At 57.7% G+C, this 23,048-nt stretch carries 15 protein-coding genes; 5 read left to right on the top strand and 10 right to left on the bottom strand.

All coding sequences use genetic code 11. The features are described from left to right. The first annotated feature begins 225 nt into the window (after positions 1–225). Together hpt and HZB23_16715 are read left to right on the top strand one after the other, a co-directional pair. Entirely contained in the window at positions 226–744 is a 519-nt protein-coding gene (gene hpt / locus HZB23_16710; protein ID MBI5846299.1) for a hypoxanthine phosphoribosyltransferase, read from the top strand. A gap of 15 nt (positions 745–759) precedes the next feature. After that, complete coding sequence (locus tag HZB23_16715) at positions 760–2,967, top strand: zinc-ribbon domain-containing protein (GenBank protein MBI5846300.1); 2,208 nt, start codon at positions 760–762, stop codon at positions 2,965–2,967. A gap of 245 nt (positions 2,968–3,212) precedes the next feature. On the opposite strand, the gene HZB23_16720 is transcribed toward HZB23_16715, so the two are convergent. After that, complete coding sequence (locus HZB23_16720; protein ID MBI5846301.1) at positions 3,213–3,431, bottom strand: 50S ribosomal protein L28; 219 nt, start codon at positions 3,429–3,431, stop codon at positions 3,213–3,215. Between the two features lie 521 nt (positions 3,432–3,952). Here HZB23_16720 and HZB23_16725 point away from each other — a divergent pair. Genes HZB23_16725 through HZB23_16735 form a run of 3 tightly spaced genes read left to right on the top strand, consistent with a single transcriptional unit; the run spans position 3,953 to position 10,949 of the window. After that, positions 3,953–6,043 carry a tetratricopeptide repeat protein gene (locus tag HZB23_16725; protein ID MBI5846302.1) on the top strand — a complete coding sequence of 697 codons (2,091 nt, stop codon included), beginning with the start codon at positions 3,953–3,955 and terminating at the stop codon, positions 6,041–6,043. A 14-nt stretch (positions 6,044–6,057) separates the two neighbouring features. Beyond that, complete coding sequence (locus tag HZB23_16730) at positions 6,058–8,400, top strand: tetratricopeptide repeat protein (GenBank protein MBI5846303.1); 2,343 nt, start codon at positions 6,058–6,060, stop codon at positions 8,398–8,400. Further along, positions 8,397–10,949 carry a tetratricopeptide repeat protein gene (locus HZB23_16735; protein ID MBI5846304.1) on the top strand — a complete coding sequence of 851 codons (2,553 nt, stop codon included), beginning with the start codon at positions 8,397–8,399 and terminating at the stop codon, positions 10,947–10,949. The genes HZB23_16730 and HZB23_16735 overlap by 4 nt, the downstream gene beginning before the upstream one ends. Positions 10,950–11,156: 207 nt before the next feature. Here the strand turns inward: HZB23_16735 and HZB23_16740 are convergent, their stop codons facing one another. The 9 genes from HZB23_16740 to HZB23_16780 all read right to left on the bottom strand — a co-directional run bounded on the left by HZB23_16740 (position 11,157) and on the right by HZB23_16780 (position 22,885). Beyond that, positions 11,157–12,152, bottom strand: coding sequence for an SDR family oxidoreductase (locus HZB23_16740; GenBank protein MBI5846305.1), 996 nt, complete (start codon positions 12,150–12,152; stop codon positions 11,157–11,159). A 299-nt stretch (positions 12,153–12,451) separates the two neighbouring features. After that, on the bottom strand, positions 12,452–14,605 hold the full coding sequence (locus HZB23_16745; protein MBI5846306.1) for a bifunctional (p)ppGpp synthetase/guanosine-3',5'-bis(diphosphate) 3'-pyrophosphohydrolase: 2,154 nt from the start codon (positions 14,603–14,605) through the stop codon (positions 12,452–12,454). Positions 14,606–14,609: 4 nt separating this feature from the next. Beyond that, positions 14,610–16,127 (bottom strand): proline--tRNA ligase, encoded by a 1,518-nt coding sequence (locus tag HZB23_16750; GenBank protein MBI5846307.1) that lies wholly within the window; start codon positions 16,125–16,127, stop codon positions 14,610–14,612. Next, complete coding sequence (ispG, locus tag HZB23_16755) at positions 16,127–17,212, bottom strand: flavodoxin-dependent (E)-4-hydroxy-3-methylbut-2-enyl-diphosphate synthase (GenBank protein ID MBI5846308.1); 1,086 nt, start codon at positions 17,210–17,212, stop codon at positions 16,127–16,129. The genes HZB23_16750 and ispG overlap by 1 nt, the downstream gene beginning before the upstream one ends. Positions 17,213–17,474: 262 nt before the next feature. After that, positions 17,475–18,812, bottom strand: coding sequence for a hypothetical protein (locus HZB23_16760; protein MBI5846309.1), 1,338 nt, complete (start codon positions 18,810–18,812; stop codon positions 17,475–17,477). Positions 18,813–19,359: 547 nt separating this feature from the next. After that, on the bottom strand, positions 19,360–20,670 hold the full coding sequence (locus HZB23_16765) for a porin (protein ID MBI5846310.1): 1,311 nt from the start codon (positions 20,668–20,670) through the stop codon (positions 19,360–19,362). 266 nt (positions 20,671–20,936) lie between these two features. Further along, on the bottom strand, positions 20,937–21,944 hold the full coding sequence (locus tag HZB23_16770) for a ribonuclease Z (GenBank protein MBI5846311.1): 1,008 nt from the start codon (positions 21,942–21,944) through the stop codon (positions 20,937–20,939). Positions 21,945–22,007: 63 nt separating this feature from the next. Continuing rightward, positions 22,008–22,427: a hypothetical protein gene (locus tag HZB23_16775; protein ID MBI5846312.1), complete on the bottom strand. Its 420-nt coding sequence runs from the start codon at positions 22,425–22,427 to the stop codon at positions 22,008–22,010. A gap of 188 nt (positions 22,428–22,615) precedes the next feature. Further along, positions 22,616–22,885 carry an HU family DNA-binding protein gene (locus tag HZB23_16780; protein ID MBI5846313.1) on the bottom strand — a complete coding sequence of 90 codons (270 nt, stop codon included), beginning with the start codon at positions 22,883–22,885 and terminating at the stop codon, positions 22,616–22,618. Between the last annotated feature and the right edge of the window lie 163 nt (positions 22,886–23,048).

The following is a 23,048-nucleotide window of genomic DNA, read 5'->3' on the forward strand; positions in this document are numbered from 1 at the left end:
GCAGGCTTTCCGGCCATCCGGGCGGCGACGCCCGTTTCGCAGCCAATGCCCGGATTGTGATGACAATCGGCCCGATAAGAGTATTAATTCACAATTACGGCGAACACCATTGACAGGAACTCTTTTTTTTTATATGTCAAATAGATAAGGGGATTGAATTCAAAAAATACACTTACGGCCTGCCATCGGGTGCTTTTTCCGGGCGGCGGCGTTTGCATGGGCTCCATGCCGGACCTTTATCCCGTATTCAGCGAAAGCGAAATAGCGCGCGGCGTCCGGGACCTTGCCCGGCGCATTTCGGAAGACTACGCTGGTGCCGACCTGGTTCTTGTGGGAGTCTTAAACGGCGCGTTCATCTTCCTGGCCGATCTTGCCAGACAGATAACCACGCCGCACAAGATCGATTTCGTAAGGGCCAGAAGCTACGGCGGCTCCACCCAATCGGCGGGAAGCATCAGCCTTACCAAGGACCTGGAGCTCAATATAAAGGGAAAGGATGTCCTTTTGGTGGAGGACATCATTGATACCGGCCTTTCCATTGATTTTCTCAAAAAGCGCCTCGCCCTGCTTTCGCCCCGCTCGCTTAAGGTGTGCGCGGCCATTGACAAGGATGAGCGCCGGGAAAAGGCCGTGGACGTGGATTACCGGTGTTTCCGCGTGAACCGGGGGTTTCTGGTGGGTTACGGCCTGGACATGGCCGAACAATACCGCAGCCTGCCTGCGATATACGAAATAAAACCCTAAGATCGGGATACTGTCATGATCGTCACCTGCCCGAACTGCTCCACCGGATTAAGCCTTGACGACAGCCTCATCAAGGGCAAGCAGGTCAAGGTTCGCTGTGCCAATTGCCGGCACGTCTTTCCGGTGGGCCCTGTCGCTTCCCGCTCTGCATCCAGAAAAGTTGCGGACGATCTGGACCTCAATCTGGAGCTTCCGGATCTGCCCGACCTGGAAGAAGGCCTGGATGAAGCCCTGGCGTCCAGCGGCGGCAAGGCTCCCGCAGCCGAGCCCGACCTGCGCCTGGACCTTCCCGACCTTTCAGACCTGGAATCGGGCCTGGACGACGATCTTGCCGCCATGACGCCCAAGGCTCCCGAACCGCCGCCCCCCCCAAGGCCAAAGGCTCCAGCGCCGCCCAAAAAAGCCGCGCCTCCGCCCCTGGAGGACGACAGCCTGGGTGAGCTTGGCGATCTCGAAGACGACGACCTTGCAACCGCGCCTCCCGAAAAGCCCTCAAAGCCCTCCGCAATGGCGGCGGATGATGACCTGGGCGAGCTTCCCGACCTGGCGGGCGAAATAGAGGACGCCCTTGGCGGCCCGCCGACCACGTCCAAGGAAGATGATCTCGGGGAGCTTGGCGCGCTTTTTGGTGAGGATGAGGGCCCGTCGGGCAAGGCCGACGACCTCGACCTCGACCTTCCCGGCCTGGAAGCCGAAGCGCCGGAGGACAGGGGCGGAACCGAAGAGCTTTCCCTGGACCTCGATCTCGATCTTGATATGCCCGGCCTTGGAATGGAGGAAGAGGCCCCGTCGCGCAAAAGGGACGACGTTGAAGACGAGGACGACGTCAGAAAGGCCCTGGCCGCCATTGAAGGCTCAGACATGGGCGACGAGCTTTCCCTCGATCTGCCCGGCGCGCCTCCCCTTGACGCAACCATGGAACTGTCCCTGCCCGACCTGGAACCGGAGGAGGAAGCGTCGGCCCCGCCGCCAAAAGGCGACGACATGGACCTTGGCCTGGACGACCTGGGAGACCTGGGCGATCTGGGCGACTTCGAAGAAGAGGCCCCGGCGAAGGGAGCGGCCCCGGCTGGCGATCTGGAACTCAGCCTGGATGACCTTGGGGACTTGGGCGACCTTGAATCCGGGCCGTCCGATGTTTCCGGCGATGAACTGTCCTTAAGCCTTGACGATGAGCCCCCGCTTTCGCCCGGCAAACCTTCGGGCAAGCCGGACGCTCTGGAGGGGGGGATTGACGATCTCGACCTTGGCGACTTTGGGGACTTGGGCGACCTGGAGGCCGAAGAGCCTGCCGCAGCAGCCGCGACAACCGCAAGCAGCAGCGACGATCTGGCCATTGACCTGGACGGCTTCGAACTTTCCATGGACGCCGCAGAAGAGGCCGCGCCCAAGCCCGCTGCCAAGCCCTCATCCATGGACCTCGAATTCGATTCCGAGGAAACCATGGACATGGAGCCCGGAAAGCCGGGTGCCAAGCCCGCGCCTCCCCCGCCTCCAACAATGGAAGTTCCGCACCCCTCCTTCGACGCCCAGGCCACCATGGCCTTCGAGGAGTCTTTCGTTTCCGAGGACAGGCCTTATCAGCCCGCCATGGAGGAAATCGAGGAGACCTTCACCGACGAAGCAGCAGAGGAAGCCCCGGAAGAACGCGCGGCCAAGCCCGCCCGTCGCCCACGGAAGCCCTTTCCCTGGAAAATCGTGCTGGCCCTCATCCTGGCTGTAGCAGTGCTGGCAGGCATCGCCATACTTGCCGCCAAAATCCTGTACCGGCCCGCGCCGCCGCCCCCTGTGGCGGTTGAGGACACCTACGGAACCCTTCATCTTTCCATCGCGGCAAACGAGGTGGAGGCCAGGAAGGAAACCAACCTCAAGGCCGGCGGCGACATCATCGTGGTTGTGGGGCAGCTCACCAACAACTACAAGGAGGCCCGCAGCAACCTCCAGGTGACCGCCGAGCTTTTCGACGACACCGGCAAGGTGGTTGAAGGGGCGACTGAAAGCGTTTATTGCGGCAACACCCCCACGGTGAAGGACATGCGCACCCTTACCGAGGAGGAGATTTCGGTCCGCCTTCAAAAGGCCGCAGGCGACGACAACACAAACGCCGTCATACCTCCGGGCGGCAAGATCGGCTTCACCATAGTGTTCTTCGAGCCGCCAAAAAACGTGGCGGAAGTATCCGTGGAGCCCTTGAAGAGCTTGCCTGCGCCCATCAAAAGTTAAAATCTTTCCGTCAACAGAAACGCCCCGAAAGACCGGACAGCGTCCGTGCCTTTCGGGGCGTTTTTTTGCCCGCATCATCCCCTTTGACGGAGCTTCCGTCAAGGCGGTTGCCGGGTCCTCAAAAAAACTACGGCACACCCGGATATGCCGGTGTGTGCCGTAAAAATTTCAGCCAAAAGCTGCCACGCCGGAACAAAAGACCAAAAAATCCATCGGGCTGGCCTTTTGCGACAGCCTATGAAAAATCAGGGCTTTGCAGGAGCCTTTTTCTTCTCAAGGGGCTTTACAACGAACCCGGCCTTGATGCACTTGGTGCAGACCACGATCCGCACCGACTGGCCGTTTTTCACGGTGCGCACCTTCTGGAGATTCGGGTTGAAGCGGCGCTTGCTCACGTTGTGGGCATGGCTGACATTGTTGCCCACTTCGGGCTTTTTTCCGCAAAGTTCGCACATTCTGGACATGACTCTCTCCTTAGAAGATAATTGCGCGGAATCCCTGATAGTTAACGGACTCGGCGAGATGTAAAACCTTTTCGTGCGCGATTTTTTCAGCCGCCCCGCGCATGTTGCAAACACCGCTCTTTATCCGATGGTGAAAAATTTGTAAAGCGCTTTTTTCGCATTTTTTTCACCCGACAGGGCAGGAATGCCTTGAAATGGGCAACATTACTGCGTATGATGAACATTCTCTAAAGGCCCGTCGAAAAACGCGATTTGGCAGTGTTCGCACTTCAAAGCCAATTCCGTCACGTACGAACAACCAGATTTAGCCCAATAACTCTGCGACTTCTTGGGCGGGTACGCTTACTCATTGGCTTGCAGTTTAGCCTTGCAACTCATCGTTTTTTGGCGGGCCTTACTTCCAGTCATTTTCAACAGGCTGCTAACAGAAAAGCCCGGTTCGTACCCTTGAAATGAATCCGGGCCTAAACCGGCGGACCTTTCCCGATTGACGACCAGTAACGCTTGAAAGGATGGCCTTAATGGCCCGAAAAAAGCCCCAGGGCGAGCCGGGCGGCAAGCCCCGCGCCGCAATCGATCCCAAGCCCGCTTCAAAGGAAGTTGCGACGGAAAAATACCCCTGGCTCGCCGACCCTCTCACATGGGCGCTGGTCCTGTTTCCGGTCATAGGTTTTCTGCTTTATTCCAAGACCCTGGACGCCCCGTTCATTTTCGACGACGCCAGCAACATTGTGGCCAACGTCAAGGTGCGCATCTACGAGTTAAGCCTTGGGGCTCTCAAGGAAGCCGCCACCTCCGAGCCCTCCTCCACCCGTTTTCTGCCCAACATCTCCTTTGCCCTAAATCATTACGCAAGCGGCCTTGACGTAAGGGGCTTTCACCTGGTCAACGTCATGATCCACGTGATAACGTCCCTGGTGCTTTTCGTTTTCGCAAGGCTTACCCTTCGCACTCCGGCTCTTTCGGACACCGGCAAGGCCGCCCGGTGGGTTCCCCTGGCCACCGCCCTGATTTTTCTCGTCCACCCGCTCGCCACCAACGTGGCATCCTACATAGTTCAGCGCATGGCCTCCATGGCGGCCATGTTTTACATCATGTCGTTCACCTGTTACATTGCGGCCCGCCTGGACGAAAACCGCCGGAAGAGCCTTGCCTTTTTCGCCTTGAGCCTCCTTTTTTTCGGCTGCTCCATAGCCTCAAAGCAAAACGCAGCGACCCTTCCCGTCTTGGTGGCCCTTTACGAGTGGTTCTTTTTCAGGGATTTGAGCAGAAGCTGGTTAATGAAAAAACTGCCGCTCATCGGCCTGGCCCTGGCGCTTCTGGTGGTGGCCGGACTCTATTACACCAATTTCGACCCGGGGCGGATTCTCACCCTGCCTTACGAGTTCCGGGATTTCACCCTGTCCCAGAGGCTTCTCACCCAGTTCCGGGTGGTGGTACTCTACGCCAGCCTGCTGGTTCTGCCCCTGCCTTCCCGCATGAATCTGGACTGGGACTTCGGGAAGTCCCTGGGCTTTTTTTCGCCGCCGTCCACCTTCATCGCAATCATTCTGCTGTTCGGGGTGCTTGTATGGGCCTTTGCCGCCGCAAAAAAACACAGGCTTTACTCGTTCTGCATTTTCTGGTTTTTCGGCAACCTTTTGATAGAATCCAGTTTCCTGCCCCTTGAAATGGTTTTCGAGCACAGGACCTACCTGCCTTCCATGCTGTTTTTCCTTGGTGCGGCGCACTTCATCCTTGGCCGGGTGAAGCCCATAAGCCTTGCCGCAACCCTGGTGGCCTTGATCTGCGTACTGCTTTCCATCGGGACCATCGCCCGAAACAAGGTCTGGGCGGACGATCTTGCCCTGTGGCAGGACGTGGTGAAAAAATCCCCCAACAAGGCCCGTCCCCATTTCAACCTTTGCGCCACCCTCACCTCCCACGGAAGGCCCGATGAGGCCATCGGCTACTGCCAGCGGGGAATAAGCCTCGATCCCAACTCGCCCCTGGGCTACTTCAACCTTGGCCTGGCCCTGGAAAATCCGCGCATAAAGCGCTACGACGAGGCCCTGGCCAGCTATCGGAAAACCCTCGAAATCAATCCCAACCATTCCCTGGCCCTTGCCAACATGGCATATATAATGGTGAGAAAGGGCCGGGCGGCCTTCAAGGACAACGACAGGAAAACGGCCCTGGCCAATTTCGACCAGGCCCTCACCCTGGTGCAAAGCGCGGTGGAAATCGAGCCGGGCAATCCTTCCATATGGCTCAACGCCGGGCGGAGCCTCTATATGATGGGAAACCCCAAGGCATCCCTGCCCTACTTTGAAAAGGCCCTGGCCCTGGACCCCGGCTTCGCCAAGGCCCACAACAACATCGGCATCGCCTATTCGGACATGGGCGACCTTAAACGGGCGGCCAGACATCTTGAGGCCTCCCTCGCCCTGTTCCCGGAAGACTCGGTGACCATGTTCAACCTCGGCCTGATACTGGAAAAAATGGGCAATAAGGACCTGGCGCGAAAATATTACCGACAGACGGTCCAGACCCCGCCCAAGGCCCCGGAGCAGATGGAAGCGGCCCAGGCCGCCCAGCAGGCCCTTCTCCGGCTTTCCGCACCCACTTCCTGAAACGCTCAAAGCCCATGAAGACAACGGAAATATTCGGCAATGAAAACCCAAGGCCGGTATGGCGCGGCCTTTCGGTTTTAGCACTTTTCATCATTCTGTCCCTTTGCCTCTACGCCCCGGCCATAAAGGGGCCGTTTTACCTGGACGACGCCGATCATCTGCAGAAAAACCCGGGGGTTCTGATCACCAAGCCTTCGCCCTCCGCGCTCTGGAAGGCGGCGTGGTCCGGGCCTTCCCATAACCGACCCTTGGCCATGCTGAGCTTTGCCATGGACCACCTGGCCTATGGCGTCAACCCGTCCGGTTTCCGCGTCACCAACATAATCCTCCACGCGCTTACGGCCTTTTTGCTCTTCCTCTTTCTGGAAACCACCTTTTCGCTGCGGCCCGGTTCAGCCGCCCTGGCCTTTCCGGCGGCCTTTTTCTCGGCCATCCTGTGGATGTGCCATCCCCTTCAGACCCAGGCGGTTTCATATATCGTCCAGCGAATGGCCATCCTGGCCGCGCTCTTTTCCCTTTCGAGCCTCTTTTTCTACGCCAAGGCAAGAACCTGCGAAGACACCTCGCATGCGGCGCGGCTCTTCGCAGGTTCGGCAATTTCAATGGTCCTGGCTTTCGGATCCAAGGAAAACGCGGCGGTTCTTCCCTTTTTGCTCATCCTCTATGAATGGTTCTTCTTTCGGGACCTTTCGCCCCGGTTCCTCCTATACAGGCTCCACTGGATCATACTCGCCGCAATGGTGTTTCTCCTTCTTGCATGGGCCTATTCCGGGTTCGATTTTTCGGGAACAATGGCAGGGGCTTACGCGATCCGGGACTTCACACTGGAGGAGAGGCTTTTCACCCAGGCCAGGGTGATCGTGTTCTACCTTTCGCTTTTCCTCCTGCCCCTTCCGGGCCGCCAGAATCTGTTTCATGATTTTCCGGTGTCTTCGGGGCTTTTTTCCCCCATATCCACGGCATGTTCCATTTTTTTCATCCTGATACTGGCTGTGGCCGCAGTGGTTTTGGCAAGGCGCCTGAGGCTTTTCTCATTCTTCGTGCTGTTCTTTTTCGCTACGCTTGCCATAGAGTCAACGGCTGTGGGCCTGGAAATGGTGTTCGAGCACAGGATGTACCTGCCTTCGGTTGCGCTGACCCCCCTGATGGCGCTCGGCCTTTTCGCGGTTTTTGAAAAGAGGAGGACCGCCACTGCCGCGATATGCGTGGCCGGCCTTCTTTTTTCATCCGCCTCCTTTGCCCGGAACCGGCTTTGGGGCGACGGCCCGGTTTTTTTTGCGGACGCCGCGAAAAAAAACCCCGATTCGGCCAGGGCCTGGTCCGGGCTGGCCTTTGCCCTGATGGAAAAACGGCGGTTCTCCGAGGCCATCAACCCTTACACATCGGCCATTGCAATGGATGAGGAATTCATCCGCGAACGGCTGGAAAAAGGGAAGGCCCTGGCGGCCCTGGGGCGCAAGGAAGAGGGGATGGCCTTTTTTCACAAGGCCCTTTCCATCAGGAGCAGGCATTTCAGCAACTTGAACGGCCTTGCCGGGGCCTTGGCCGCGACGGGCCGTTCCGAAGAGGCCCTGGCCCTGTGGGCGAGGCTCCTCAAAATGGCCCCCGGCCATTATCTCGCCAACCTTAACGCGGGGAGCATTCTTCTGGCCCGAAAGGAACCCGACAGGGCGGCCACGCATTTCGAGACAATACTGCGCGACAAGCCGGATGATACCACCGCCCTGATTTTACTGGGTGACGCAAGGCTCAATTCGGGTAATATCGCAGAGGCTGCGGACCTGTATCGGAAAACGGCCCGGCTGGACCCGCACGCCCAGGGGATATGGGAAAGGCTGGCGGCCGTCGGGGAAAAGGCGGAAAAGCCTTCACTGGCGCTGCCCCTTTCGGCCACCGACCCTGAAATCGCCGGGTTGACCAAAAAGCTGGAACAGTCCCCGGAAAACCCCGCCATCTACAACCGGCTTGGGGTGCTCTACCGGGAAAAAGGCCGGGCCGACGAGGCGGTGGCCTTTCTGGAAAAGGCCCTGGCCCTTGCGCCGGGCTCCCCGGTGCTCTTGAACAACTTAGGCCTCGCCCAACTGGAGCGCAGGCACTACCCGGCGGCCCAGAAGGCCTTTGAAGAGGCCCTGGCCCAAGACCCCAAAAACATGGCGGCGCTTTACAACATGGTCTGCCTTTATTCGGTGAAAAGCGACTTCAGGAAGGCCGCCCTGTGGCTCGACAGGCTTTTGGGCCTGGGTTTTTCCGACTTCCGGGCCCTTGCCGCAGACCGCGATCTGGCAAACTTCGTAAAAACCCCCCAATACCGGCAGACACTGGAAAAACACGGCAAGGCGAAATCACCCGACGCATGAAAGAAGAACACGTGGCCCTGCGACACGACAGATTATTCGGCCCGGCGGCGCTTCTGATCCTTATTCTTGCCGCCTTCGCATGTTATCAAAACGCCCTTGACGGCCCGTTTTTCCTGGACGACGGCGACCATTTGGGCGACAACCGGTATATCCGGGTGACGAGCCTTTCTCCGAACGCCCTCTGCGATGCGGCCTTTCTGGGGCCCTCCCCCAACCGCCCGGTCCCCAAGCTGACCTTTGCCCTGGATTATTACCGGGCCGGGCTTTCCACAAGAAACTTCCGCGCGGTCAACGTCGCCCTGCACGCGGCCACTGCCTTCATGGCCTGTCTTCTGCTGTTCCTGGTTCTGGGAGCCCCCGGAACCGCCGAGCGCCTGCATAAAAACCGGCGGACAATAGCCTTTTGCGCGGCCCTTTTGTGGATGCTCTCCCCGGTCCAGACCCAGAGCGTGAGCTACATCGTCCAGCGCATGAACATCCTGGCCGCCTTTTTCTATCTTTCGGCCTTCGTGGCCTATATAAAGGCCCGATCAAGCGCCCGCGCCGGTTTTCGCGCCGCCTGGTTCACCCTTTGCGGCCTTTGCGCCCTCCTTGCTGCGGGCTCCAAGGAAAACGCGGCCATGCTGCCGTTTTTCCTTCTTCTGTACGAGTGGTTTTTCTTTCAGGACCTGGACACGGGATGGCTCAAGCGCCGGGGCGCGGCGTATTTTCTGCTCTCGATGGTCTTTCTGTTGGCCGTGGGACTTGTCGCCATGGGCCTTCATCCGGTGCAAAGCCTTGCCGGGCCTTATCAGGTGCGCAACTTCACCATGGCCGAGCGGCTTCTTACCCAGGCCAGGGTGGTGGTCCACTATCTTTCCATACTTGTCGCGCCCCTGCCGGAAAGGCTCAATTTCGACCACGATTTTCCCCTCTCCACCGGTCTTTTTTCGCCGGTCACAACGTTTTTTTCCGCCCTCTTCATTTTTTCCGCAGCCCTTTCACCGCTATTTCTGGCCAGGCGGCACAGGCTTCTCTCCTTTTCCATCCTGTGGTTTTTCGGAAACCTCGTGATGGAATCCTCGGTGATCGGCCTTGAGATGGTTTTCGAGCACAGGCTCTACCTGCCGTCCCTGTTCTTTTTCCTCGCCGTGGTGATGGCGATTTTCAGCGTCTTCAAAAACAGCCGCCGGGCGGTCGTCCTGTGCATCATCCTGGTCCTGGCTTCGGGACTCGGAACCCGCGTAAGAAACGAGGCGTGGGCGGGGTCCATTTCCATGTGGCAGGACGCCGTGAAAAAGTCGCCCCAAAAGGCCCGGCCACGTTACAGCCTGGCCGTCGCCCTCTACAGGGAAGGCAGGCTCGCCGAGGCTGAGGGCGAGGCCCGGAAGGCGGTGAAGCTGGACCCCTTGGACCCCGATGCCTGGTTCAACCTTGGGCGGATACTCGAACACCCGGACATCGACAAGCTAACAGAGGCAGTTGCAGCCTACCGCGAGGCCGTAAGGCTCGGCCCCCGCGACTACATGCCCCTCATCAACTGCTCCTTTGCGCTGGCCAAGCTGGGGAACTTTGACAAGGCCCGCGCAACCCTCGCCCCGGCCCTCAAGGCCTCGCCCGGCGATCCCCTGGTCCAGCTTACTGCGGGCAGAATCCTCCTCCACGAAAAAAAGCCCGAAAAGGCCTTGAACCACCTTCGTTTGGCCCAGGCCCAGGCCCCCGACATGGCCCTGGTTTACGAGAGCATGGGAACCGCCCTGGCCCAGCTGTATCTTTACCGGAAGGCAGGCGAAAATTTTGAAAAGGCGGCGCAGCTTGACCCGGAAAACGCCTCGGCCCTCAGCAACTGGGGCCACAGCCTGTATCGCCTTGGCCGATACCGCGAAGCCAAGGCCCTCTACGCAAAGGCCGTTTCATTGGACCCGGAGAACGTGGACGCGCTCTTGACACTCGCGGTGATGGAAAACCTGACCGGCAGGCCTCTTAGCGCCATTTCCGTCTACAAGCGGGCTTCTGCGGTCGATCCCTTGAACCCCTTGTGCAAGACCGCCGAAAAACGAGGCTTGAGGCTTGAGGCAAGGTACGGGGCCGCACGGGCTTCAGCGGAAAAACTTGCGGCCTCGCTGAAAACAAATCCAGCCAACCCTGCCGCCCTCTTGGAACTGGGAGTCAACCTGGAAAGGATGGGCGATTACAAGGGGGCCATAAACGCATATCTGGCGGCGGAAAGGCTCGCCCCCAAGGTGGGTGAAATAAAGAACAACCTGGGGCTCATCGCCATGAAAGAGGAAAATTATCCCAGGGCCAGGGAATACTTTTCCGCAGCCCTTGCCCTGAACGAAAAAAACATGGCGGCCATTTACAACCTCATGTGCCTTTACTCCCGCACCAACGACAGGGACAGCGCCGTAAAGTGGCTTAAAAGGCTTCTGGCCGAAGGCTTTTCTGACTACGCCCTTGTCTCTCACGACACGGACCTGGAAAATCTGCGGGAAACCGATTATTATCGCGGACTTGTGCACGGAGGGCAGGAAACGGGCCAGGCTTTGGAAATGGATCAGGGCGCTTGATGACTTAGGGGCTGTTTCCGGAAAAAGTTTGTGGCACCGAGGTTGCGAATTCGCCCCGCCGACAAGGCGCGTGACTGAGGAATAGCTCGCTATTCCGCAAGGAGCACAACGCAGTCGGCGGGGATGAAGGCGCGACCGAATGCAAAAATTTTTTTGGAAACAGCCCCTAAGCGCGTGTCCGGGGGAATCTTCACGTTCCATGTCCGTTCAAACGTATCCGTTTTTTCGAAACCAGGCCACCGAGCGCTCCAAAGATGGCCCAACCGGCGCGAAGCTGAGGCCGAGTTCCCTTACCGCCTTTCCGTTATCGAAAAAAAGATAATTGGAGGCATAGCGAATATCCGCAGGGGTTGAAAGCGGCGGCCTTTGGCTGACCCTGTCGGACCATTCGGTAAGCAGGCCGGACAACCCGCGCATCAGAAAGGTGGGGACCTTGGGGGTCCATTTGGGCTCGATTCCTGCGGCCTGACAGACCAAAAGATAGAACTCCTTTATGGTCACGTTCAGGTTTGAAAGGATGTAAAGCTCCCCGGACCGGCCTTTCTCTGCGGCCAGGACATGGCCGCGAGCCACGTCTTTCACGTCCACCAGATTGATCCCCCCCGGAAAGTCGAACCTGCTGAGTCCCTTCACCATATTGATCATGGCCTGGCCAGTGGGCGTGGGGGCTTTATCATCTTCGCCGAAAGGAAACGCGGGGTTGACCACGGTGAGGTCGAGCCCGGCTGCGGCGAAGCCCAAGGCCTCCTGCTGTGAAAGGTATTTGGAAAGCACGTAGTGGTGTAGAAGACCGTATTGGTTGAACGGAGTGGTTTCGTCGCTCGGCGTTTTGCCCGGCAGCACGCCTATGGCCGAAACGCTCGAAGTATAGACCACCTTTTGCACCTGTTGTTTTATAGCCGACCACAGGACGTTCCGCGTGCCCTGAAGGTTTATCTCCCATAAAGGTTTCCAGTCCGGCATCCAGACCGAATAGACCGCCGCCAGATGGAAGAGCGTGTCGACCCCTTTCATGGCCCGGTCCACAAAGCCCCGGTCCAGGATGTCCCCCTCCATCCTCTCGACATCAAGCCCTTCCAGGCTGGAGGCCTTTTCGCCGGGCCTGATCACCGCCCGCACCCGCGCACCGGTGCTTTCAAGAAGGTCGCGCACCACGTGTGAGCCGATAAACCCGGCAGCGCCTGTAACCAGAACGTTTTTCATTTTTGGACTCCTCGTTCCATCAGGTAACGGATTTGCCTTAACATGTCGAATTTCAACGAAAAATGTTTTCGGTCTGAACGCATTGCCCTAAAATCGTCATCCGCCCGTTGAAAAAGGCTGAATGCGCAGCCTGGATACCAGTCTGAATATTGGCGATGAAGTGCAAGGAAGGCGAAAAGCCAATGAGGGAGCGTACCCGCCCAAGAAATCGCAGAGTTCTTGGGCTAAATCAGGATGTTCGTACGTGACCGAAATTGGCTTTGATGCCTGACACAGCAGTTCGCGTTTTAGACAGGCTGTTATCCGCCCAGCCGCTTTACATCCTGAACTCCCTGTATCTTCCTGATTTCCTTCACAACCAGGTCAAGCTGCTTCCTGCCCGGCACCGCCACGATAAAAATGCCGTCGGCCATGCCCCTGGCCACGTCGCTGGTGGAATTCACCGAAAGGATGTTGGCCTTCATCTTGGTTATGGCGGCGGTGATGTCGGCCAGAAGCCCCACCCTGTCGCGTGAAATGATTCTCAGGCGCACCGGGTAGGCCGCTTCGGGCTCGCCCTCCCAGGCAACCTCTATCACCCGCTCCAGGTCGCAGGCAGCGCGGGCGTTGGGGCAGCTCGCCCTATGCACCGTAACGCCGAAACCACGGGTTATGTAGCCCGTGATGGCGTCGCCCGGAACCGGGTTGCAGCATTTGGCGAACCTCAAAAGGATGCCGTCCGCCCCCCTCACGGTGATTCCGCCCCCCACCTTCTTTCTTGGCGCTTCCCTGGCCTCGGAGGCGGGGAGTTCGCATTTCTTCTCCTCGTCGCCCTCCTTGGGAAGAAGGCGGTTGAGTATCTGGAGAGGCGTCACCTTGCCGTAACCCACCTCCACCAGAAGGTCCTCGGTTGCCTTCACCCCGAAAGCGCACAGAACGTCCGGCCACTTGTCGGACTTTATCAGGCTGTTTAAGGACAGCTTGTTCCTTCTGAAGAGCTTTTCGCAAAGCTCCCGGCCCATGGAAAGGCTGCGTTCCCGCTCCTCGGTCTTTATCCACTGCCGGATACGGGCGCGGGCCTTCACGGTTTTTACGAAGGTGAGCCAGTCCTTCCTGGGGTGCTGGTTTTTGGCCGTGATGATTTCAACCGAATCTCCCGTTTCCAGGCGGGTTTTCAAAGGGACCATGCGACCGTTGATTTTTGCGCCGACGCAGGTGTGCCCCACCTGGGTATGCACCGCAAAGGCGAAATCCACCGGGGTCGCGCCCTTGGGAAGGGCCAGCACGTCCCCCTTTGGCGTGAAAAGGTAGATTTCGTCCGGAAAAAGCTCGATGCGCACGTTGTCCAGAAACTCGGACGGATCGGTTATGGACTGCTGCTGGTCCACTATGTTCTGAACCCAGGCGATGGCGGCCAGGGTCTTGGGATCGGGCCGCCTGCCCTCCTTGTAGCTCCAGTGGGCGGCCACGCCGGATTCGGCGATGGCGTCCATCTCGCCGGTCCTGATCTGGACCTCCATACGCCGCCCGCCCGGCCCGATCACCGTGGTGTGCAAAGACTGATACATGTTGCTCTTGGGGCGGCTGATGTAATCCTTGAACTTGTTTTCCACCGGCTTCCACAGGCTGTGGATGCTTCCCAAGCCCTGGTAACACTGGGGCACGCTTTCCACTATCACCCGGAAGGCTATAATGTCGTAAATCTCCTCAAAGGGCAGGTTCTGTCGGCGCATCTTGGTGAAGATGGAGTAGATGTGCTTGTAGCGGCCCTTCACCTCGGCGGTTATGCCGTCCCTGGCCAGCCTTTGGGTTATTTCGGCCTTGACCTTGGCTATGAAGATGTCCCGCTCGCCGCGCTCGGTTATGAGGCGGCTTTCTATGGCGGAATACTCCGTGGGATGGAGAACCTTCAGGGCCCGGTCCTCCAGCTCCTTTTTTATCCAGTAGATGCCCAGGCGGCTGGCGATGGGGGCGTAGATCTCCAGGGTCTCACCCGCAAGGTCAGATTGTCTTTCACCCGCAAGGCCTTCTATGTTCCGCATCCGGTAAAGGAGGTCGGCAAGATGGATGAGGATCACCCGAAGGTCCGTGGACATGGCCAGGATCATCTTGCGGATGATCTCCGCCTGGCGTTCGCGGCCAGAATTGAATGAAAGGCCCGATATCCGGGAAACCGAATGCACCAGCCCCGCCAGGTCGGCCCCGAAAAGGGTCTCGATTTCCTCGCGCGCCGCCCCGTTTTCGCCAGCGGCGTCCCGAAGAAGCCCGGCGGCGACGCTCACGGTGTCGAGCTTCATGTCGGCCAGGATTGACGCCACTTCCAGGGAGCGGTCGGGATGGCCTTCGGCTTCACCCGACCCCAAAGCAGCCTTTTTTTTGGAAACGGCCCAGTCGTGAACCCTTTTCAAAAACTCCGTGTCCAGCTCCGGATGCTGTTCGCCCATCCTTGAAAAAAAATCGGCTTTTTTTGTCATGTCATCAATAAGCCTTCGCAAATATGACCCGGCGGTGGCTTTTTTCCCCGCAAAAAACGCAACGGCCCGCTTCATCCCGCCCGTCTTCCGGTATCACCCGTATGGTGACGGTTAGGTCTTCCTTGATTTTCGCCTCGCAATCCGGGTTTCCGCACCAGTGGGAGCGGGCGAAGCCGCCGTGGATTTCCGGTTTTTCGGCGTCACGGGGGGTGAAAAACTCGTAGAAGTCCACGCGATCGTCGATTTCCGTTGTGTGCTCCGCGCGGAAATCAAGGGCTTTTTTATAGATGTTGGCCTGTATGGAATCGAGGATTTCGGTAAGTTGCCCGACGAAGGCGTCCCTGGCCACGGATTCCTTCTTATGGCCCGGCGTGTCGCGCCTCCCAACGAAAACCGCGTTTTCGGCCATGTCGCGGGGGCCGATCTCCACCCTGACCGGTATTCCCTTCTTTATCCAGTCCCAGCCCCTTGCGCCGGTTTCCCGGTCATCCATCTCCACCACTATCTTTCGCCCGTGGTAGTCCATTGCGGAAATCTCCCGCGAGAGCTTTTCGGCGTATTCGCGCACCGCTGCTGCCTTTTCCGGGTCTTTGACAATGGGCATTATGACCACGTGGGCAGAGGCCACCTTGGGGGGCAGAATCAGGCCGTCGTCGTCGGAATGGGTCATTATGAGCCCGCCGATGAGCCTTGTTGAGACGCCCCATGACGTGGTGCGGGCGAATTCTTCCTGGCCTTCCCGGTTCTGGAAGCGGATGCCTGAGGCCCTGGCGAAATTCTCGCCAAGATAGTGGGACGTCCCGGCTTGAAGGGCCTTCCGGTCCTGCATCATGGCCTCTATGCAGCAAGTGGCCACCGCCCCCGGAAAGCGCTCGGCGGGCGTCTTTTCGCCCCGGATCACCGGCACGGCGAGCCAGTTTTCGACAAAATCGGAATAAACGCCAAGCATCATCAGGGTGCGCTCCCGCGCCTCATCTTCGGATGCGTGGGCGGTGTGGCCCTCCTGCCATAAAAATTCGCTGGTGCGCAGAAAAATCCGCGTACGCATTTCCCAGCGCACCACGTTGGCCCACTGGTTGATAAGGACCGGCAGGTCTCGGTAGGAGCCCACCCAGCGTGAGAAAGCCTCGCCGATTATGGTCTCGGAGGTGGGGCGCACCACCAGGGGCTCGGTAAGGGGGCCGGCCGGCACAAGGCCGCCGTCCGGGCCTTTTTCCAGGCGGTGATGGGTGACAACCGCGCATTCCTTTGCAAAGCCCTCAACGTGCTCGGCCTCCTGCTCCAGAAAACGCAGGGGGATGAAGAGCGGAAAATAGGCGTTTTTCACGCCGGTGGCCTTGAACCTGGCGTCCAGAACCGCCACCATGTTTTCCCAAAGGGTGTAGCCCCAGGGCTTTATTATCATGCACCCTCGAACAGGGCTCGTTTCCGCGAGGTCAGCGGCCTTCACCACCTCCTGATACCAGAGGGCGTAATCTTCGCTGCGCGTTGGGGTTATGGCTGTTTTCGCCGCCTTGGCCATCATGCATTCCTTTCCAGGTAATCTTCTTCCATGGCCCTTATCTCGGCCATGAGTCGATCGAACAATTCGGATTCCGCGAACTTTTTCAGCACCTTGCCTTTTCTGAACAAAATCCCGGTTCCCCTGCCGCCAGCGACGCCCACGTCGGCCTCCCTGGCCTCTCCGGGGCCGTTAACCACGCAGCCCATCACTGCGATGGACAAGGGGGCGCGGAAACCCGAAACCGCCTGCTCCACTCGCTCGGCAAGGCCCGATGCGTCCATTTCCGTGCGCCCGCAGGTGGGGCAGGCGATGATGTCCGGGCCGCGCCTCCGCAGGCCCAGAGCCTTTAAGATGGTGTAGGCGGTGCGGACTTCCGGCAGAGGGTCGCCAGCCAGGGACACCCGCACGGTGTCGCCAAGCCCCTCGAAAAAGAGGATTCCCAGGCCCACCGCGCTTTTCACCGCGCCCGAAAACATGGTTCCTGCCTCGGTTATGCCCACGTGAAGGGGGGCGTCGGATTTTCGGGCGAAAATCCGGTGGGCCTCGATGGTCTTTAGAATATCCGATGCCTTCAAGGATACCTTGAAATTGTCGAAACCCATGGCCCCCACGAAGTCCGCGTGTATCAAGGCGCTTTCGGCCATGGCCAGAGGCGTGGGGCCGCCGTGGCGGTCCACCAGTTTTTTTTCAAGGCTCCCAGCGTTGACCCCGATGCGGACGCACAGTCCGTTGGCTTTGGCTGCGGCGATGACCTCGGCCACCTTGGCCTGGCCCCCGATGTTTCCCGGATTGATGCGAAGCCCGGCCACGCCTGTTTCAGCAGCCGCGATTGCCAGGCGGTGATCGAAGTGGATATCGGCCACTATGGGTACCGGCGAATGAGCAGAAATTTCCCTCAGGGCCGCGACCGCATCTTCATCCGGCACGGCCACCCGCACTATCTCGCAACCGGCGGATGCAAGCTGGCGCACCTGATCCAGGGTGGCGAAAGCGTCGCGGGTGTCCGTGTTGGTCATGGACTGCACCGCTATGGGCGAATCCCCGCCGATGGGCGTCTTTCCCATGAACACGGTGCGGGTTTTTCTGCGATCGATGCCTGGCATTGCCTCAAGCCCCCATGTTTAGAGCGCCCGCCGTCCTTCCCGGAAGTTCGCGCCAGCCGGATAGCTATACAAACTTTTAAAATGTACCAAAGTCCCTGAAAGTCCGCAAGCTCCGTACAGGCATAAACGCGCTTTTATGATTATTCTTGCGCTATTTGAATAATCGGGAGCCTCTGAATAAAAAAAGGCCTCCGGGGTTTCCCCCGGAGGCCTTAACAACGCTCAATTACAGCCTGTTACGAGACCTACCGAACTCCTTGATTTAGAAGGACATCTTGATTTCGTTGAACAGGGAGTAGTTGTTCTCGAGCTTCATCTTGGAATCGCCGAACTGCCAGAAATCGCCGGAAGCGAGATAAGCTGCGATGAACATATAGTTCAGGTTGGGGTTTATTGCGTAGTTTACCGTGAAATCATACTCGGAGCCGTAATCCTTGCTCCAGGTGCTGTCAACAGGAGCTTCGGCCTTGGCGTTGCCGTACACGAAGTTCAAGGCAAGATTGTCAAAAGGCTTGTAGCCGACGCCCGCGTAGAAAATCTTCGCTCCATTGTGGCCAACTACACAGGGCGCGCCATTTGCTCCCTTGATTTTGCGTTCAGTGCAGTTGAGGTTACCGACGCCGGCCAGGCCACCAGCAATACCGTCGTTTTCGGTGGAGGTCAGAATCCACAGCTTGTCCCAATCTCCGCCAAGGGTGGCCAGGGATTTCACCTTGGTGTCATTGGCGTTGGAGCCCTGGCCCTGCATCCATGCGTAGCCGAGCTGGAAGCTCAAGGGGCCGTAAACATAGCCGCCTTCCAGGTTGTAGGCCCAGGCATCCCAATCAACATCATTCAGACCGGCGTTCTGTGCCGCATACTGCTTGCGGTCATATTCCATGGCGTTTCCGGTGCGGAATACAGCTTCACCCGTAAAGGTGAAGGCGTTCCATTTGCCGGTCACATAGGGGTTGATATCCCAGAAAGAGGAATCATAAGGGTTGGGGTCCAGGGTGGCGTCGGACGCCGTCTTGGAGTTGGTGTAGCTCAAGAGCAGTCCGCCGTTTAACGCTTCGGTGTTGTAAATGCCGCCAAGGTAGTAAATGGCGGCATCGGAATCGCTGTAGTCGGGAACGGGGAAGGTAGTGCTGTCAACCTCGCCGACCTTTTCGAAAATCGCCAAGAAGGTGAAATCCTTATAGCTTTTGCTGTATTTAATGCAGTCGGCGTCAATTTCACCGTCCTGAAAAAGGGTGCCGAACATGCGGCCCCCCATGCGCCCAGCCTCGAAGGTGCCGTAGCCGGTCTTCACCACCATGTAGGCGCGCTCGAAATCGATGTCGCCGGAGTTGTCCTCGCCTGCGGACCAGCGCTTGTTGTCGAGGGCGTCGAAACGGGTGACAAGCTGCATGTTCTCGTTGACCACGAAGGTGGTCTGGAGCCTCAAGCGCATGTCCATCCAAGCGTGGGAGTTTGCCTGCGCGTCGTCCAGAAGGCGCGAGGAATCATAGAAACCCCGTATACGGTAAGCGCCCTGGAACTCCGCCGTAACGGCGAAGGCCGGAGCTGCCATTGCGACCACCAGGGCCGCCGCCACTGCCAAAAAAATCAACTTCTTCATCTGCTGGTTCTCCTCGTTCCTGTTGACTTCATGTCTCCCCAAGCTGCCAGCCTCAAGGAAACCTCCATGGCGCTCCTCCTCAAGAGCGCTTCCAATCCGGGGCTTCACCCCCAGGCACCCCATGCCGCAGACAAGGCCAATGAGAAGCAAGCTCACACCTTAACCCTGACCACTGCGGCCCCAACGCGCCAGTCGGCGCTTTCCCCGATAATTTCGAACCACAATCTGCGATATTATTTAGCAAGATGCATACCAAAATAAGGATAGCTTTTTAACACAGCATGTTACTGCCACTCTTGATACAAAATCTTTCCTGCTTATGCATGTTTTTGTAGATTTTAACCCTATAAATGACATTTTTGTATATTTTTTAACACGCCGCGCCCGCTTTTCCATACAAGGCCAAAATTAAAAATATGCGGCTACCTGGTTTCTTTCTGCAGGGCCGACGCTCCCTATTAATATCGTATATAAAAAAGGCCCCCGGATTTTTCTCCGGGGGCCTTGATCAGCCAATTACTACAACCTGTGCAAACAAACCGGTTGTCTAGAAGGACATCTCGATTTCGTTGAACAGGGAGTAGTTGTTCTCAAGCTTCATCTTGGAATCGCCGAACTGCCAGAAATCGCCGGAATCCAGGTAAGCAGCGATGAAGGTGTACTGGAGGTTGGGGTTGATGGAGTAGACCAGGTTGAAGTCATACTCGGAACCGTAATCCTTGCTCCAGGTGCTGTCAACGGGAGCTTCGGCCTTGGCGTTGCCGTACACGAAGTTGAGTGCAAGATTGTCAAAGGGCTTGTAGCCGACGCCCACGTAGAAAATCTTTGCGCCGTTTGCGCCTACGCCCGCGTTGATGTTGCCCGCGCCGCCCAGGCCGGTGGCCAGGTCGCCGTTATTTTTGGTGGCGCCAGCGGTGAGAATCCACAGCTTGTCCCAATCAGTGCCCAGGGTGCCAAGAGTCTTCACCTTGGTGTCGTTGGCGTTAGAGCCCTGGCCCTGCATCCATGCGTAACCAAGCTGGAAGCTCATGGGGCCGTATGCATAGGTGCCTTCCAGGTTGTAGGACCACGCATCCCAATCAATGTCTTTGAGGCCGGCATTGAGGGCTGCATACTGCTTGCGGTCATATTCCATGGCGTTTCCGGTGCGGAACATGGCTTCGCCCTGCACGGAGAAGGCGTCGAACTTGTAGGTGAAATAAGGATCGATGGTCCAGAAGTTGGAATCATAGGGCGTGCTGCCAACGCCTACATAGTCGGAAGCAGCCTTGGAGTTGGTGTAGCCGACCAGAAGACCTGCAGTGAGGGGCTCGGTCTTGTAAACGCCGAACAGGTAGTAGGTGGCTGCGTCGGTATCGCTGTAATCGGGGAACGGGAAGGTGAGGCTGTCAGCTTCCGCGATCTTCTCGAAAACCGCGCCAAGGATGAAATCGCTGTACTTCATGGTGTACTTGATGCGGTCAGCATCGATTTCGGAATCCTGGAAGGAGGTTCCGAACATGCGGGCCTGCATGCGTCCGGCTTCGAAAAGGCCGTACTGGGTCTTGATCTTCATGTAGGCGCGCTCGAAATCGATGTCGCCGGAGTTGTCTTCGCCTGCGGACCAACGCTTGTTGTCAAGGGCGTCGAAGCGGGTGACAATCTGCATGTTCTCGTTGATCACGAAGGTGGTCATGAGCCTAAGCCGCATGTTCATCCAAGCGTGGGAATTTGCCTGTGCATCATCCAGCAGGCGTGAGGAATCATAGAAACCGCGAATCCGATAGGCGCCCTTGAACTCCGTCGTAACGGCGAAGGCAGGGGCAGCTATCGCGACCACCAGGGCCGCAACCACTGCCAACAACATAAGTTTCTTCATCTGTAAATCCTCCTAGTTCTTGTTGTCCTCTTGTCTCCCGGAAGTTTCCCTCCTCAAGGAAACTTCCAAAAGCGCCCCTCCTCAAGGGCGCTTTTGCTCGGGGCGCATGCCCCAAACACCTTTTCGGCGTTATTTTCAGGGGCAGACCTCACCCCAAAAAAATAGACCGCCATAATCCTATTAGTACTTCTATATTACTGCCCGACGGTTAAAGTCAAGCAATTTTTTATTTCATGCCAGCCATCTTATACATTTAATTGGCGATGTCAACTTTCACCCCCGCCCTCAAAGGCCCTCATGGCCTCATTTTTGAGTTTTCCCGGATCATCCGAGTACCTCGGCGAAAAATGGAACACGTCAAGACGCTTGACACCGGCCTTTCTCGCAATGCGCCCTGCCTGGCCAGCAGTCAGGTGAAATTTTTCAGCAGCGCTTTCTGAATCTTCATCAAGAAAGGCCGCCTCGACAAAAAGGTGGTCAACTCCTTTGACCAGGGAAAGAATTTTTTTTTCGTTTTCCTCGTGCCCGACGACATCGGTTATGTAGCCCAGGGACTGGCCCGGACTTTTTCGGACAATATTTTCGGTGAGAAAACCCAGGGGCAGTACCTTCTCCCCGCCCCCTGCTGACGTGGCCGCAACAGGAGTTTCCGGGTCGGCTTCGGAAAAAAGGGCCTCCTTGAACCCGGAAAGCCAGGGGCCCGGCGCGAGGCCGAGCCTGTCAAGCCCCGTGCTCAGAATGTTTACGTGAAAGCGCTCCCGAAGCGCGAAACCGAGGCAGGGGGTGCCGTGATCCAGCACGGCTGCTCTGACCGTAAGGGACGGCTCCGAGACAAGCACGCCGTCAAAGGGCCGGATGACCGCCGGACCCGGCGCGAAGGCGTCCGCAAGGCGAAATGTGCGGGTTTTGATAGAATCTTCAGTGACTTCGGAGGCCGTGATGGAAAAGGAGTTGGTGAAGCGGTGCGCGAGGTTCCAGAGATAGCCTGAGAGCTTGCCCTCCACGTTTTTCAGGAAACCGGCGGGGCCGAACACGCAAAGGTCCTTTTCCCGGCCAAGGCCCAGCAAAAGCAGCCGGTCGAAGCCCATGAAATGGTCCATGTGGGCGTGGGACACGAAAACGTGGCTGATTTTGAGGACATCCCGTGGGGAAAGCGGGCCGGTGTCGCCTGCGTCGAACAACAGGGCCCGGTGTTCCAGGGCAAAGGGCGCGAAAAGGGCGGGATCGCCGAAGGGGCTTTCGGAAACCAGCCTCGGTGCAAAGGAAGGTCGCATGAAAGGCCGGGACCAGTTGAATTTTTCGATTGTCTTTGGATGCGGGTCGGCGAGGACGGGCTCTTACGGCAGAAAACGGGCCACCTGCTGCTGAATGCAGGTGTAGATGTCCAGATCGTCACCGTAGATGTCCACCACGTCCTTGTGCTTCAAAAGCTTTTCCACCACCCAGGCCGTGAGATAGAGGCTTATTACGTTGGGGTTGGAAACAAGCCGCCGCATGGGGGCTATCTGGTAATCTATGTCGAAATCATCGGCCCTGGCAAGGGTGTCCAGAATGGATCTGAATTCCTCCTCAAGGCTGTTCTTGCTCACTGTCTCAACAAGGTGGCTTTCCACAAGCTTCTGCGCAAGGGCGTTGGCCAGCGGGTCAAGGCACTGCGGTATCTGCTGCTGGGCCTGACGGCGCTGGTACTCCCTGTTTGACTCGATTCGGGATAAAATCTTGCTCTCCCGGCTGGACTGTCGAAATACCTTCCCCATGACACCGCCTCCTTTGAAAAATTCTTTTATATTGCGGCCTGGGGCCAATTGCAATCAAAATTGCGCAACAGCGCGAAAAAAATCTGCGGTCCGCCCGTTTGCATCCCCGAAGCGGCCTTAAAAGACAGCCACGGCCCTTCCCAGTTGCGGAAGGGCCGTGTATCGTATCGGATTATCTTGCGCGAAGATCAGTTCACGGCATCCTTGAGGGCCTTGCCCGGAGTGAACTTGGGAATGTTCTTCGCGGCGATTTCGAGGGGGGCGCCGGTCTGGGGATTGCGGCCTTTGCGGGCGGCGCGCTTGTCAACCTTGAAGGTTCCGAATCCGACCAGGGTCACCGTGTCGTTCTTCTTGAGCGCCTCGGTGATGGCGGCAACCATGCAATCCACAGCCGCCTGGGCGTCCTTTTTCTTCTCAACGACCTTGGCCACTTCATTTACGAGATCAGCCTTGTTCATGTCCTCCCCTTTCCTTATGATGAAAGTTTGCGCCATAAAAGCCTGGAACTTCGAACGCCCGCCCTTTGCAACCTTGCTTGAGTTTTTATTTCAATACCACTCCGGTTGAATCAATGCAACTGAAAAACCATAAATTTTAAAGATTGGTGATAAACTTCACATG

This window comes from Deltaproteobacteria bacterium (genome assembly GCA_016235345.1).
Taxonomy (GTDB): domain Bacteria; phylum Desulfobacterota; class Desulfobacteria; order Desulfobacterales; family Desulfatibacillaceae; genus JACRLG01.